The organism is Exiguobacterium oxidotolerans JCM 12280 (assembly GCF_000702625.1).
GTDB classification, from domain to species: Bacteria; Bacillota; Bacilli; order Exiguobacteriales; family Exiguobacteriaceae; genus Exiguobacterium_A; species Exiguobacterium_A oxidotolerans.
Genome location: NZ_JNIS01000001.1, coordinates 2,381,243 through 2,396,062 on the forward strand (window position 1 = coordinate 2,381,243; position 14,820 = coordinate 2,396,062).

Here is a 14,820-nt window from a genome sequence, read left to right on the forward strand (position 1 = left end):
CCCTAGAAAAGCATCAAAATAACTATTAGATGAGCTTTAGGGGACAGAAAATGAAGCGGGGGGAAAACTCGCTGATTTTGCTTCCTCCTTCCTGTACTTGTCCCGGACAGTGCTTGTCCTCGCGTAGCTAAAGGCAGGTAAGACTAGGATTAAGAAGCAACGGCTTACGCTTTGTCCGAGAAAAGTAATGAAAAGGAGGAGTCCAATATTACTTTGTCGACACGCTAAAATACGGCATCCATCTCGAAACGAGACAGATACCGTATTGATTAAAGGACTTGGACGATTGTTCCTGCATAAGGTGGAAGTGTTACTTCTAAAGAAGGAAGTGGTGAATTCGAGAACAAATCCATGCCTTGTCCTGCCGCTGGTGCGGGAAGTGTTACTTGCTGATTCGAGTTGTTGAAGTAGATGTAGTACGTTCCATCTTCGCTCGTTCGACGCATGACGATTGAATTCGTCTCGTCATTCGCATGAACGAATGAAATGTGTCCGTTATTCGCAAGCGTCTTATGCTGTTGCCGCAGTTGAAGTAAATGCTTTGTATACATCAAAAGGTTTAAGTCCTGTTCTTCTTTGTCCCATGGCATACATTTCCGGCAACCGGGATCTTGGTCTCCATCGAGTCCGATTTCATCACCATAATAGATGACGGGACTACCGGAAAACGTCAACATCGATAGTAAGAGGAGACGCATCTTATTTTTGTCATGGCCGGCACGCGTCAAGGCACGTGGTGTATCATGTGAGCCGATTAAGTTAAACGTCACTTCATTGACGTTCATCGTGTTCGAGAAGAGAACATGCGACATCTCATTCGCGTAAGCCGTCGCCTTCGTTTTATCGAGGGCAAAGAAGTTTAACGCCGCGTTCGTAAACGGATAGTTCATGACGGCATCAAATTGATCACCGAGTAACCACTCTTGCGAATCATGCCAAATTTCTCCGAGAATATACGTTTCCGGATTTGCTTCTTTGACGACCCGACGGAAATCACGCCAAAAAGCATGATCGACTTCATTTGCGACATCTAATCGCCAACCGTCGATTCCGAATTCTTCGACCCAGTAGCGGGCGACGTGAAGAAGGTATGCTTTTACTTCCGCATTTTCTGTATTGAATTTCGGCATCTCAGGCACAAAGGCGAACGTATCATAGTTCGGCATTGGTTCCGTGACGAGTGGGAAGTCACGGAGGTGGAACCAATCACGGTAAGACGAGTTGCTACCATGTTCACGGATATCAGCGAAGGCTTCGTGGTGGAACCCGGCATGGTTGAAGACGGCGTCGAGCATGATACGAATGCCATTTTCATGTAGAAGGTCGACCATCTCCTTGAATTTTTCTTTTGTTCCGAACTGTGGGTCGATTTCGAGATAGTCGATTGTATCGTATTTATGATTTGATTTCGCTTTAAAGATAGGACAGAAATAAATACCCGTAATACCAAGCTCAACCAAGTAGTCGATGTGATCAATCACCCCTTGGAAATCCCCACCGAACAGATTCGTTGTCGTCGGTTCTGTACTATTCCAAGGCAATGTACCGGTAGGGTCGTTCGATGGATCGCCATTCGCAAAACGATCCGGGAAAATTTGGTACCAGACCGTATCTTTGACCCAAGCAGGTGACGTGAAGACATCGATTTTATTTAAGTAAGGCACACAAAAGTAGTAACCGGTATCATCAAGTGGTTTTTCATTGAACCACCCACGTTCAGTGAAAACTTGTGTTGTTTGCCCATCGTGTAACCGGAAACCATAGCGAAGACGACGGAATGGGGGGACGACATCAATAAACCAGTAATCATATAATTCGTCTGAACCACTTCTTTTCATTGGTGTTTCGAATGTGTTCCAATGGTTTGTTTTTGATGGATCGAAGTTCCAGTCTGCATCATCGGGATTTTCAGTATGCCAATCATACGGGTCTCCCCAAATCAGTTCGACATGCTCAACATCATTTTTCTTAGTTTGGAGACGGATATGAATCGTGTTTTCGTCGTACTTATAGACGAACGGAGACATGGCGCGATGGAATACGGCTTCTTTGAGCATAATGGTCACTCCTCTAGTGCAATCGATTGCACTCTAATGTAATGGTCCTCGAACTAAGAATAGTAAAGCGCTTTCTTAAAGTCAATTAGAATTGGCGAAAACGAGAACTCCAAAAGATATTTTTTAATTTAGTGCAATCGATTGCATCAAAGTGCGCAATTAAAATAAATGTAAACGTTTTCTTTTTAGATAAGAAAACTTTAACGGGAATGTATATCTCTAAAATACTTTTTTAGAATGTTTTTAAAATGTAGGAAAATAATTAATAAAAAGGACTTGTCAAAAGGGATTTAAATTGTATAATAAAAATGTAAAGGTGATGCAAAAGTTTTCATAAAACGCTTACAACTACTCAGTTGTTATCATGAGAAAATGGTTGTGCCTTTATGCAAACGTTGTGCATTAGAACTTATCATTCGTACGTTAACTTGGGGAGGAATTTTCAATCATGGAAATGAAAAAACTTGTAGCAGGTCTTTCAGTATCGGTAATGGCAATCGGTGCTCTCGCAGCATGTGGTGGCGGAACAGATTCAGACTCTTCATCGAATACATCAGGCGATGGTGGCAAACCAGATAAAATCGTTATTTGGGAAGATACTGAAAAAGCCGAAACAACAAAAGCAGCGGCAAAAGCGTTTGAAGAAAAAGAAGGCGTAAAAGTTGAAGTCAAAGAAGTCAAAATGACAGATCAACAGAAAAAAGTTGCACTTGACGGTCCTGCTGGAAAAGGACCTGATATCATTCTTCTTCCACACGACCAAATCGGAACAGTCGTTGACCAAGGATTGATCACTGAACTTAAAGACGGTGAAAAAGCACTTGAGCCATTCATCGATACTGCGAAATCTGCTGTCACGTTTGATGGTAAAGTGTACGGCTATCCAAAAGCTGTTGAAACACCGATTCTCCTTTTCAACAAAGATGAGTTAAAAGAAGCACCAGCTTCAATGGATGATCTCTACAAAGTATCAACGGAACAGAAAAAAGACGGCAAGTATGGTTTCCTCGCACTTTGGGATAACTTCTACTTCGCACACGGTCCAATTGCTGGGTACGGTGGATATGTCTTTAAAGATAACGGTGGAAAACTTGATCCTGCAGACATCGGCTTGAACAATGCTGGTGCTGTCGAAGGAATGGACTACATCGGCAAATGGTACAAAGAAGGTCTCTTCCCGAAAGGTTTGATCGGCGGTGGCGGTGGTCAAGCAATGGACCAGTTGTTCGGCGACAAGAAAGCAGTCGCTGTCATGAACGGACCATGGGCAGTCGCAAGCTATAAAGAAAAAGGCATTAACTTAGGCGCATCGGCACTTCCGAAGCTTCCGAACGGTGAGCCGATTAAAACATTCGTAGGGGTTAAAACGTATGCGGTTTCTGCATACTCTGAAAACCAAGAATGGGCAGAGAAATTCCTTTCTACACTAACAGGTGAAGAAAACGCAAAAGCGATGTTTGAGAAATACAACGAAATTCCACCAGTCACTGCACTCCAAGAAGATGCAGCGATTAAAGATAACGAAGTTGCAGCAGCTGTCTTCGCACAATCTAAAGACGGTGTACCAATGCCGAACATCGCCGAGATGGGGCAAGTTTGGGAACCAATGGCAGCAGCACTTCAACTTGTTGCAACAGACAAGCAAGATGCGCAAAAATCAGCAGATGACGCTGTCAAACAGATCAAGCAACAAATCGAAGCGAACAATCAATAAGCCGTCGTTTCCCAATTGAATCACTAAAAAAGAATTAAAGAGAGGGGGATCATTGATTCCCCCTCATCTTTATGGTTGGAAGAGAAGCCTGAGGTCAGACATGACCTTTGGAAAGGAGAACAGACGATGGCTGCCATTACGAAACCGAAACAAACGGACCCGACACCGGAACTACAAACGAATCACCGCAAAATTGCTTCGTTGATTTCAATTGTGCCAGGTTTGGGGCAACTGTATAATAAACAATTTTTAAAAGGCGCGATATTCTTTATCGTCGTCCTGTCATATTTTTTAGTCAATTTTGATTTGTTTTTTAAAGGAGCCGGGAATGGACCAGGGGATCGCGGTGCGATCTGGGGTCTGATTACACTCGGTGAGGTAGCAGGCGTAAGGGGAGATCACTCGATTTTCTTAATGGTCGAGGGAATCATCGCGTTGATTTTACTTGTGTTTGGTATCGCCATTTACGTCTGGAACTTTATCGATGCGTATCGCATCGGTAAAATGCGTGATTTAAATGTAGAAGTACCTTCATTGAAAATGCAGCTACGGAATTTCCGTGATAACGGCTTCCCGTATGCCATGCTGATCCCATCGTTGGTACTACTCGTCTTCACAGTCGTTTTACCGTTGATTTTTACATTCTTGATTGCTTTTACGAACTATAAATTCAATAACTCGCCACCAGCCAAGCTCGTCGACTGGATTGGCATTCAAAACTTCTTGAACATTTTCACGGTCGATATTTTCCGTGATACGTTCATCAGTGTGTTAGGTTGGACGCTCGTCTGGACAGTTGCTTCGACGACAGGTGTCATCGCAATCGGGATTGGGCTTGCTGTTCTCCTGAACCAAAAAGGTTTGAAAGGAAAACGCTTTTTCCGTTCAGTGTTGATTTTATCGTGGGCCGTACCAGCCTTCATCACGATCTTGATTTTCCGTTCGATGTTCAATGAAACGTTTGGTGTCTTTAACACGACATTGCTCCCGGCAATCGGGTTAAGTGGTGGTGTCGAGTGGATGACTGATCCGACGTACACTCGTCTCGCACTGATCGGGATTCAGTGGTGGCTTGGATTCCCGTACATCATGACATTGACGACAGGAATCTTACAATCGATTCCGGAAGATTTATATGAAGCGGCGACGATTGACGGGGCAACTTCAGGTGAAAAATTCCGTTTGATCACGTTGCCGATGATTTTATTCGCGACAGCACCAATTTTAATTACGCAATACACGTTTAACTTTAATAACTTCAACATCATCTATCTCTTTAACAATGGTGGACCGGCTGTACCGGGACAATCTGCGGGTGGAACCGATATCTTAATCTCCTGGATCTATAAGCTATCGCTCGGTTCGAATCCACAGTATGGTTTCGCAGCAGCGATTACACTCGTACTGTCGTTCTTCATCATGACGATTGCCGTCATTCAGTTTAAACGTTCAAAATCATTCAAAGATGAGGATATGATCTAATGAGAAAACAAAACCGAATCAATATGGCGTTGTCATACCTCATTTTGACGATCGCCTCGATTATTATCGTCTATCCACTGCTTTGGGTTGTCGGGACTTCGCTCAACCCGGGAAAAAGTATTACTTCGGACATCTTCCCAAGTAATCCGACACTCATCCATTACTTCGATCTGTTTGATGCGACGCAAACGGATTACGGCATGTGGTATCTCAACACAATCAAGATTGCTGTCATCACGATGGTCGTCTCGGTCGCATTGATTACGTTAACGGGCTATATCTTTTCGCGTTATCGGTTTGTCGGGCGAAAAAATTCATTAATTTTGTTCCTCGTCTTGCAGATGGTCCCGCAATTCGTCGCGATCATCGCGATTTATGTGTTGCTTAACATGCTCGATTTGTTCGATACACATCTTGCGTTGATTCTTTTATACTCTGGTGGAGCGATTCCGATGAATACGTATCTCGCCAAAGGATATTTTGATACAATACCAAAAGAGCTAGATGAAGCGGCACGAATGGATGGGGCAGGTCATCTTCGGATTTTCTGGCAAATCATCCTTCCGCTTGCTAAACCAATGGTTGCTGTCATCGCTTTGTTCAATTTCATGGCACCGTTCAATGATTTCATCTTGGCGTCACTCGTTCTCCGTTCGCCGGAGAAACAGACGCTTGCGGTCGGATTATACAACATGGTTTCTGAGCAATTCGATAACAACTTCACGTTGTTTGCGGCAGGTGCCGTTTTATCTGCAGTCCCAATCGTCCTTCTGTTCTTCGCCTTCCAGCGCTACTTCGTATCTGGATTGACGGCAGGTGGAACGAAAGGGTAATAAAGGAGGAATTAGCGGCATGAGACGAGGCGTAATGCTTCTCTTCTTGCCGCTTCTCTTGTCTTTCGGACTATTTCCGCAGACGAGTGAAGCAGCAAATTGGGAAAAGGAACGAATGTATTTTATTATGGTCGACCGGTTTGAGAACGGGAAAACGAGTAATGATATCGATGTGAACAAAGACGATCCGAAAGCTTATCATGGTGGTGATTTGGCAGGGGTGACGAAACGCCTTGATTACATAAAAGATGAAGGATTCACGTCAATCTGGTTGACACCGGTCTTTAAGAATCGACCGAATGGCTATCATGGCTACTGGACGGAGGATTATTATGAAATCGATCCCCATTTCGGAACAAAAGAAGAATTTAAAACATTGGTCGACGAAGCACACGAGCGCGACATCAAAGTTGTTCTTGATTTAGTTGTCAATCATCTCGGACCAAATCATCCACTTGTTGAGAAAAAGCCGGATTGGTTCCATGAAGAACAACCGATTATGAATTGGAACAATCAAGTCGAAGTCGAAAACAACTGGTTATTTGATTTGCCAGATTTCAATACTGAAAATCCAGAAGTCGTCGATTATTTGGTTGACGTCGCGAATTACTGGGTCGATGAGACAGGAATCGATGGGTATCGTCTCGATACGGTCCGTCATGTTCCGCCGGCATTTTGGAAGAAGTTCATTCCGGCCGTCAAAGAAAAACATCCGGACTTATTTTTACTCGGAGAGGTATTCGATGGTGATCCGCGAAAGATTGCGACCTATTCAGAGCTCGGATTTGATTCTGTGACGAACTTTCCTTTCTATTACGGGATAAAAGATCAATTTGCCCGCAAAAATGGTTCAGCGGAAGAACTCGATTCAGTTTATAATCGAGATATCACATTTAATCCGAAAGCGATGTCGCTCGCGACATTCATTGATAATCATGATTTGAAACGATTCATTACAGAAGCGAAAATCGGTGGAACTTCAGATGAAGAACGCCAATTACGCCTCGCGTTATTCGCCCTATATGCTGCTCCAGGTATGCCGGTCGTCTATCAAGGAACGGAAGTCGCCATGCCGGGTGGTGAAGATCCGGGGAACCGGATGATGATGGAGTTTGATAAAAATGAAAAGATGCAGGAGTATGTAAAAACGTTGAATCAGATGCGTCAAGACTACCCAGCGTTCGCTACAGGGAAGCAACGTTTGTTAGGAAAGACGGATCATATGGCAGTATATGCTCGAGAATCAAAAAATCAGACGGCGATTTACGCAATCAATCTAGGAGAGAAGAAAACGACGATGCGGATTAAAGCTTCTGAAATCGGTGATGATCAACGTCTGCGAGGTTTATTATTTTCCGATCTCGTCCGACAAGATGGAGATGCCTATGAAATTACATTGGATGGCAGTAGTGCGAATGGATATATCTTAGAAGATTCTCAAGTGAACTGGTGGTCACTTGTTGCGATTGGATCCATTGCCCCAATCCTTGCGTTGATTCTTCTCTTGGTCCATCGGAGACGCGTCAATCGTTCGAACGAAAAACAATAAAATACATTTGTAGGGAAATGATGAGGTGAAGGGGATGCAAGTCACAATTAAAGACGTCGCTAGGGAAGCGAACGTCGCACCATCGACGGTCTCACGTGTCATCGCGAATAGTCCGCGAATCAGTCAAAAAACAAAAGAACGTGTTCGACAAGCAATGGAAGATCTCGGTTATTATCCGAACGTCCATGCTCGGAGTTTAGCGAACCGGACGACGCAAGCAATTGGTCTCGTCATGCCGAGCGCAGCGACGAAAACACTCCAAAACCCATTCTTTTCAGAAGTCATCCGTGGCATCAGTACGAAAGCGCATCAAAACGGGTACTCGCTTTATATGACGACAGGCGTGTCGGAAGAAGAAGTATATGAGGGCGTCGTCTCGATGGTTCAGGGCCGTCGCGTCGACGGAGTTGTCGTTTTATATTCAAGAACCGATGATAAAGTCGTCCAATTTCTTCAAGAATCGAAGTTTCCCTTCGTCGTCGTCGGGAAACCGTTCAGTGACTCATCACAAGTCACGTATGTCGATACGGATAATTACCTGGCCGGTCGTGAAGTGACGAAGTATTTGCATCAGCTCGGGCATGAATGTATTGCCTTCGTGGGCGGATCACAAGACTTAGCGGTCACGCAAGAACGCGTAGGCGGATATAAAACGGCTTTAATGGAAGAGGGTCTTCCGGTCGAAGATAACTATATCGTCAGTGCACCCTTCATGACGACTGGTGGGGCTGACGCCGTTAAACGATTGATGTCACTCGATCATCCGCCGACTGCGGTCGTCGTCAGTGATGATATGATGGCGCTCGGCGTCATGAGTACGTTGAATGAGATGGGGATTAGTGTCCCGGACCAAATGGCGGTCGTCAGTTTCAATAACCTGTTCATCGCTGAGTTTTCGAGTCCGCCATTGACATCGGTCGAAATCAATATCTTTGGTCTAGGGTTTGAGGCGACGAATTGTTTGATTGAACAAATCAATGAAGATGCGACGCCGTATGGTAAACGTGTCATCGTCCCGCATTACCTCGTCGTTCGTCAATCTTGCGGGGGTTCGAAAAACGAATGAAAACCAGTGACTTCATCTCGCCCGGAACGGGGATCGAGATGAAGTTTTTTTGTGCTGTGAACAAAAACTAGTAGGAAACCAAAGTGGAAAGTAAGTTATTGGGAACGGTTTCACAAAAAGAAATTTATTTTCGTGCAAACGATTGCATTAGTGTGTTTTATGTGTAAAATAAAGAATGTACAGAAATATTGAAACGCTTACAAATGACGCTGAAAGCGTTCGAAATCGGCAATGATAAAAGGAGCGACTACTGATGAAACGATTATTTGATGTGAATGAGTGGAAAATCATAGAACAGGGATTTCATCCCGAGGATAACCGTCTCGCCGAATCGATGACTTCGATTGGGAATGGACATATGGGGATGCGTGGAAATTTTGAAGAAGATTACTCAGGAGATACACACCAAGGGATGTATGTGGCAGGTGTCTATTATCCGGATAAAACACGTGTCGGCTGGTGGAAAAATGGCTATCCCGAGTACTTCGCAAAGGTATTGAACGCAGTCAACATCATGGGTGTACGTGTTTCGATCAATGGTAAGAATGTCGATTTGAACGAGTGGGAAGTCGTCGATTTTAAGCGTGAACTCGACATGCAACACGGTGTTTTGACACGAACGATGTTGCTGAAGAATGGTGTCGAAGAGACGAAGATTGAATCGACACGATTCTTCTCAATCGTCACAAAGGAAATCGCAGCACTCCGTTATACGGTCACACCAATCAACTTTGAAGCGGAAATCATCATCGAGTCGTATCTTGATGCGGACGTCGAGAACGAGGATTCGAACTACGATGAAAAATTCTGGCTCCCGATCGAACATGGAACGGAAGAACGTTTCGGATATGTCACGTCGAAAACAAAAAAACTCGATTGGCATGTAACGGCGGCGATGATTACAGATGTTGAAGGCGCAATTTGTGAAGTCGTTGAAGGCACATCACAATATGTGGCGAACCGCTTTACGAAACAAGTCGAATCGGGTGAAGCAGCGACGGTTGAAAAAGTAGTCGCCCTCGTGACGAACCGTGATTATGAAGTCGAAGATTTACTGGAGCAAGCAATGAAGCGTGTCAATGAAGCGTTCGAACTGGGATTCGATGCCGTCCTCGCACAGCATGAGGCCGCTTGGTTGAAGCACTGGGAAGAAGCAGACGTTAAAATCGAAGGAGACGTCGAAGCGCAACAAGGGATTCGCTTCAACATCTTCCATATGTTCCAAACCTATACTGGAGAAGATTCACGTCTGAACATCGGACCGAAAGGATTCACTGGTGAAAAATACGGTGGCGCGACCTACTGGGATACGGAAGCTTATTGTCTCAACTTCTACCTTGCGACATCCAAACCTGACGTCGCGTGGAACTTGCTGAAATACCGTCACAATCAGTTGCCGCAAGCAAAAGAGAATGCGGACAAGAACGTCGGTATGAAAGGTGCACTCTATCCGATGGTCACGATGAACGGGGAAGAGTGTCACAACGAGTGGGAAATCACCCATGAAGAAATTCACCGGAACGGCGCGATTGCGCATGCGATTTATAACTATACGAACTACACAGGGGATACGTCATACCTCGGACAATACGGGTTTGAAGTCCTTGTCGAAATTGCGCGGTACTGGGCGAGCCGTGTCAACTATGTCCCGCAAAAAGACGTCTACATGATCCTTGGTGTGACAGGACCGAATGAATATGAAAATAACGTCAACAATAACTGGTACACGAACTTGATGGCAGCATGGTGCCTTGAATACGCGCAAACCGTCCATCGTCATTTAGCGGACAACGAGCCGGATCGTCTAGCCGAATTGATGCATCAATTAGCATTGACGGACGAAGAGCTTGCGCAGTGGGCCGACATCGATCAAAAAATGTATTATCCAAAAGATGAGACGGAGCCGGCAGTTTTCATGCAACAAGACGGTTTCATGGATAAAGAACAAATCATGGTGGCTGATCTTGATCCGAAACACCTGCCGCTCAATCAGAACTGGTCGTGGGACCGTGTTCTCCGGTCGGTCTTCATTAAACAAGCGGACGTCCTGCAAGGACTTTACTTCTTGACGGATCGTTTCTCGATCGAACAAAAGAAAGCGAACTTCGATTTCTATGAACCGCGTACGGTGCATGAATCGTCGCTCTCACCTTGTATCTATTCCATTATTGCCGCTGAAGTCGGATATGAAGAAAAGGCGGTTGAATTGTATCAACGTTCTGCGCGCCTTGATCTGGATAACTACAACAATGATACGGAAGACGGTCTCCACATCACGTCGATGGTCGGATCATGGATGTCGATCGTGCATGGTTTTGCCGGACTCCGTGTTCAAGAAGGAGTATTATCCTTCAATCCGATGTTACCGCAAGGCTGGACGAGTTATTCGTTCCGGATGCAGTGGCGCGGCCACCATATCCATATTCACGTCAAACAAAATGAAATCTCAATCGAGCAATCTGCAGGTGAAGCATTCTCGTTGAAACTCCATAATCAAGTCGTTGACGTACCAGCTGAAGGTAGCGTCACGGTTCCGTCTTCGATGACGGTCTAAACGTTAGGACGAATCGGATCCATAGGCTTAAAACGAAACCGGACGATTTTCGAAATTCTTGTTGAATCTCGAAAAATCGTCCGGTTTCTTTGTCATTTTCGTTTAGTCATCGTGCTGACACATGAAAGCGCTACCGAAAAAAGAAATCAATTTCTTTCGCATTCTTGACTATCCGCTGTCATTTGTTATGTGCTAAAGTGTTCCAAGATAGTTCAAGCAGGAGAGGAGAACGAGGTGTGACAGCAGTTGTGAAGGAAAATATTTTAAAGGTAATGGTCGCTTCGATTGGTGGGTTCGTCATTGCGGTCGCAATGAACTGGTTCTTGATTCCAAGTGGCGTTTATTCGACAGGATTTACGGGGCTTGCCCAGATTCTGACTCAGGTTTTACAGGACACGGCATTTGCGTTTGGTGAGAACGTTTGGTTTTTAGCCCTCAATATCCCATTGATCATTTTGGCGTGGATTATGCTCGGTCGTAGCTTTACGATCATTACGCTGATTTCTGTTTTAGCGACAACGATCTTTATCGGTTTGATTCCACAATATGCTGTCATTCCGGGTGACCAAACATTAAACGCAGTCTTTGGTGGTGTCTTGCTTGCGATTGGAACAGGAATCACGATTAAATTCGGTGCGTCGACCGGTGGCTTCGATATCGTCGCCTTAATTTTTGCCCGGTTCTCGGACCGAAGTGTCGGTCTTTATTTATTCGTTTTGAATTTTTTGATTGCCATCCTTGCCGGCGCATTGTTCGGTTGGTCGACAGCACTCTATACGATTGTCTTTATCTACGTGACGTCGAAAGTGGTCGATGAGATTCATACAAGCAATCAGCGCCTGACAATCTTCATCATCACGAACCATGCCGATGATATCACGATGGCACTGCACCAACATATCATTCGCGGAATCACGCAGATGCCGTCGATCGGAACGTATTCACGGGCCGAAAAATCGACGCTGATGATGGTCATCGAACGACATGAACTGCGGGATATCGAACGGATTTGCCGTGACGCGGATGAAACCGTCTTTATCAATGTCGTACCAACCGATTCAGTCGTTGGTTACTTCCGAAAAGGATAGAACAAAAAAACGCATCTTCTTGAGTAACGACATTTGTCGGTCAAGGGGATGCGTTTTTTTAACATCAAGCGAGTCCGAGGACATGCTTCAAATAATAGGCGATGCCATCTTCTTCATTTCGTTTTGTTGTCCCGTTCGCGAGTAATTTGAGTGGTCCGATCGCATTGCCCATCGCGACACCGTGCCCCGCATACTCAATCATTTCTAAATCGTTTTCTTCGTCACCGAAAGCAACGATTTGTTTCTGTTCAATTCCGAGATGTCGTGCGATTTGCTCAAGACCAATCGCTTTGCTCGTTCCTTTACGCATGACTTCGACCATATACTCGGGCTTGATCCACTGACGGTTCAAGACGGTCTCGGCATGAATGTCTGACAGCTCCGACCGGATTTCGTTAACGTGTTCACCCTTGGCATGAATCAACAGGGAGGTCGGTTCATGTTGGAGCAGCCTCCGCAAATCACCAGTCGTCACGGACAGGGCATGGTCTGTATAAAATTCGTAAATCCCGACCGGATCACGTTGGAAATAGACATGATCGGTCACTTCACAGACGATGTTTTGTGTTTTCGTATCAGCAACGGACTCGAGAATATGTTGCACGGTTTTTAACGGAATCGGATGATGACTGACTTGAAAGTGGGGATCATTCGGATGATGAACGAAACCTCCATTGAAATTAACGATTGGTGTCGTTAAACCAAGTTCTTCATAGTAGCGCTTCGCGTGGCGAAACGGACGACCTGTCGCGATGACGACTTCATGACCATTTTCACGCGCTTTGTGCAGTGCGGCAATATTTGCAGGACTGATCGTCTTGTCGTCTTTTAAGAGTGTACCGTCGAGGTCGACGGCAATAAGATGACGTTTCATACATTCACCAACTTCGCTTTAGATTCTTTCCTCATTACTTTAGCATATGGACCGGTAGAAAACAGGGAAGTGACTGTTTTGAACAAAAAGGAAAACGCTTAAAAAAATCCGATTAAAGCTGTCGGATGATTTAAAAAATGATATACTACGAGACGTAGGACTAATAAAAGTAAGTTATGGAAATGGAGGGGAAAGAATGCGTTTTCTCGTTACATTCTTTTGGTCGTTCTTACTCGTGAACACAGCTGTGTTCATCGTATCAGCGGTCGATGCAGTTACGTATAACTTTGGATTTGCGACAGCGATGTCAGTCGTGACGTCACTTGTTGTCTTCGCACTTGATGCAGTCAACGAAGATCTTGGTCTTGGTCAAGGGACAAAGGCAGAATAACTTGAAAGCGAGGTATCGTCACTGGGCGATATGCTCGCTTTTTATCGTTTATAGTGAGGAGGAAGACGCTTGATCTTAATTAAACAAGCACTTGTTAACGAAATCCCGACGGATGTACTTGTCGGAGGTGGAGCGATTCTTAGGATCGGTTCGTTTGATATCGATCAGGATTTACTTGAACAAACGATTGACGGAACGGGGAAACGACTCATTCCAGGATTGATCGATGGTCATGTTCACCCGATTGGCGGAGGTGGGGAAGGTGGGTTTGCTTCTCGGACGGCTCCGTTAGTCGCCAGTGATTTCTTGGCGGGCGGTGTGACGACGGTCGTCGGATTACTTGGCACGGATGGCTGGACCCGGACCGGGATTGATTTACTGGCACACGTCCGCGGGTTTGCACGACATGGAATCCGACCTTTTCTGTTGACGGGCAGCTACGCTGTCCCACCCGTTTCGATTACGGATACGATTGGTCGTGATATTATTCTCATCAATGAAGTCATCGGACTCGGGGAGATTGCAATCAATGACCACCGTTCGACCCACCCGACCGTTCAGGAGCTGACACGACTCGCAGCTGAAGCGCGTATCGCCGGGATGGTCAAAGGGGTCAATGGAACGATGAACGTCCATATTGGAGACGGAAAACAAGCGTTACATCTCCTCGAAGAAGTAGTAAGAACGTCGGATGTACCGATTGAACAATTTTTACCGACACATATCAATCGAAGTGAACGGATTTTTGAAGCCGGTCTTGCTTGGGCGAAACAAGGTGGACGGATTGATTTTACGACCTGTACGACAAAAGCCTTCATCGAAGAAGGCGAGGTGCCGGCTGGACTTGCGCTGAAACGGGCACTTGAAGCCGGGATTCCCTTACGGCAAATCACGATGTCGAGTGACGCCGGTGCGAGTTTACCAGCGTTCGATGCGGCAGGGAAACTTCTACGTATGGAGTCAGGGAAGCCGACCTCGATGTTGCAAGCGGTCGAGGAAGCGGTTCATCATGGGGTTGCGTTTACGGACGCCATTCAGACGGTCACACGAAACGTTGCCGAAGCTTATGGGATTTCCGGAGGGACAATCAAACCGGGTGAACGTGCCGACCTGTTACTGATTAGTGACGCTTTTGAAATCGATACGATTCTAGCGGGTGGTCATGCTATAATGATTCAGAAAAAATGGCTAATGCCAAAATGATGGAGGGAT

At 45.4% G+C, this 14,820-nt stretch carries 11 protein-coding genes; 9 read left to right on the forward strand and 2 right to left on the reverse strand.

The window, feature by feature from the left end; all coding sequences use genetic code 11:
* Positions 1 to 269: 269 nt before the first annotated feature.
* On the reverse strand, positions 270 to 2,057 hold the full coding sequence (locus P403_RS0112060; protein ID WP_029332870.1) for a glycoside hydrolase family 13 protein: 1,788 nt from the start codon (positions 2,055 to 2,057) through the stop codon (positions 270 to 272).
* Between the two features lie 454 nt (positions 2,058 to 2,511).
* Between P403_RS0112060 and P403_RS0112065 the strand changes: the two genes are divergently transcribed.
* The 7 genes from P403_RS0112065 to P403_RS0112095 all read left to right on the forward strand — a co-directional run bounded on the left by P403_RS0112065 (position 2,512) and on the right by P403_RS0112095 (position 12,343).
* Positions 2,512 to 3,771 (forward strand): extracellular solute-binding protein, encoded by a 1,260-nt coding sequence (locus tag P403_RS0112065; RefSeq protein WP_029332871.1) that lies wholly within the window; start codon positions 2,512 to 2,514, stop codon positions 3,769 to 3,771.
* Positions 3,772 to 3,897: 126 nt separating this feature from the next.
* Positions 3,898 to 5,253, forward strand: a complete 1,356-nt coding sequence (locus P403_RS0112070) for a carbohydrate ABC transporter permease (RefSeq protein ID WP_029332872.1) — start codon at positions 3,898 to 3,900, stop codon at positions 5,251 to 5,253.
* Positions 5,253 to 6,086 carry a sugar ABC transporter permease gene (locus P403_RS0112075; RefSeq protein ID WP_029332873.1) on the forward strand — a complete coding sequence of 278 codons (834 nt, stop codon included), beginning with the start codon at positions 5,253 to 5,255 and terminating at the stop codon, positions 6,084 to 6,086. Before P403_RS0112070 ends, P403_RS0112075 begins: the two co-directional genes overlap by 1 nt.
* Before the next feature lie 19 nt (positions 6,087 to 6,105).
* Positions 6,106 to 7,635, forward strand: coding sequence for an alpha-amylase family glycosyl hydrolase (locus P403_RS0112080; protein ID WP_029332874.1), 1,530 nt, complete (start codon positions 6,106 to 6,108; stop codon positions 7,633 to 7,635).
* Between the two features lie 34 nt (positions 7,636 to 7,669).
* Positions 7,670 to 8,701 (forward strand): LacI family DNA-binding transcriptional regulator, encoded by a 1,032-nt coding sequence (locus P403_RS0112085; RefSeq protein ID WP_029332875.1) that lies wholly within the window; start codon positions 7,670 to 7,672, stop codon positions 8,699 to 8,701.
* 253 nt (positions 8,702 to 8,954) lie between these two features.
* The gene (locus P403_RS0112090) at positions 8,955 to 11,255 is read left to right on the forward strand and encodes a glycoside hydrolase family 65 protein (protein ID WP_029332876.1); all 2,301 of its coding nucleotides are present in this window, start codon (positions 8,955 to 8,957) and stop codon (positions 11,253 to 11,255) included.
* A gap of 236 nt (positions 11,256 to 11,491) precedes the next feature.
* Entirely contained in the window at positions 11,492 to 12,343 is an 852-nt protein-coding gene (locus P403_RS0112095; protein WP_029332877.1) for a YitT family protein, read from the forward strand.
* A gap of 64 nt (positions 12,344 to 12,407) precedes the next feature.
* Here P403_RS0112095 and P403_RS0112100 read toward each other — a convergent pair whose 3' ends face one another.
* Positions 12,408 to 13,217, reverse strand: a complete 810-nt coding sequence (locus tag P403_RS0112100; protein WP_029332878.1) for a Cof-type HAD-IIB family hydrolase — start codon at positions 13,215 to 13,217, stop codon at positions 12,408 to 12,410.
* 196 nt (positions 13,218 to 13,413) lie between these two features.
* On the opposite strand from P403_RS0112100, the gene P403_RS0112105 reads away from it, so the two are divergent.
* Positions 13,414 to 13,608, forward strand: coding sequence for a YjzD family protein (locus P403_RS0112105; protein ID WP_012369663.1), 195 nt, complete (start codon positions 13,414 to 13,416; stop codon positions 13,606 to 13,608).
* Positions 13,609 to 13,677: 69 nt separating this feature from the next.
* Positions 13,678 to 14,811: a beta-aspartyl-peptidase gene (gene iadA / locus P403_RS0112110; RefSeq protein WP_029332879.1), complete on the forward strand. Its 1,134-nt coding sequence runs from the start codon at positions 13,678 to 13,680 to the stop codon at positions 14,809 to 14,811.
* Positions 14,812 to 14,820 lie beyond the last annotated feature (9 nt).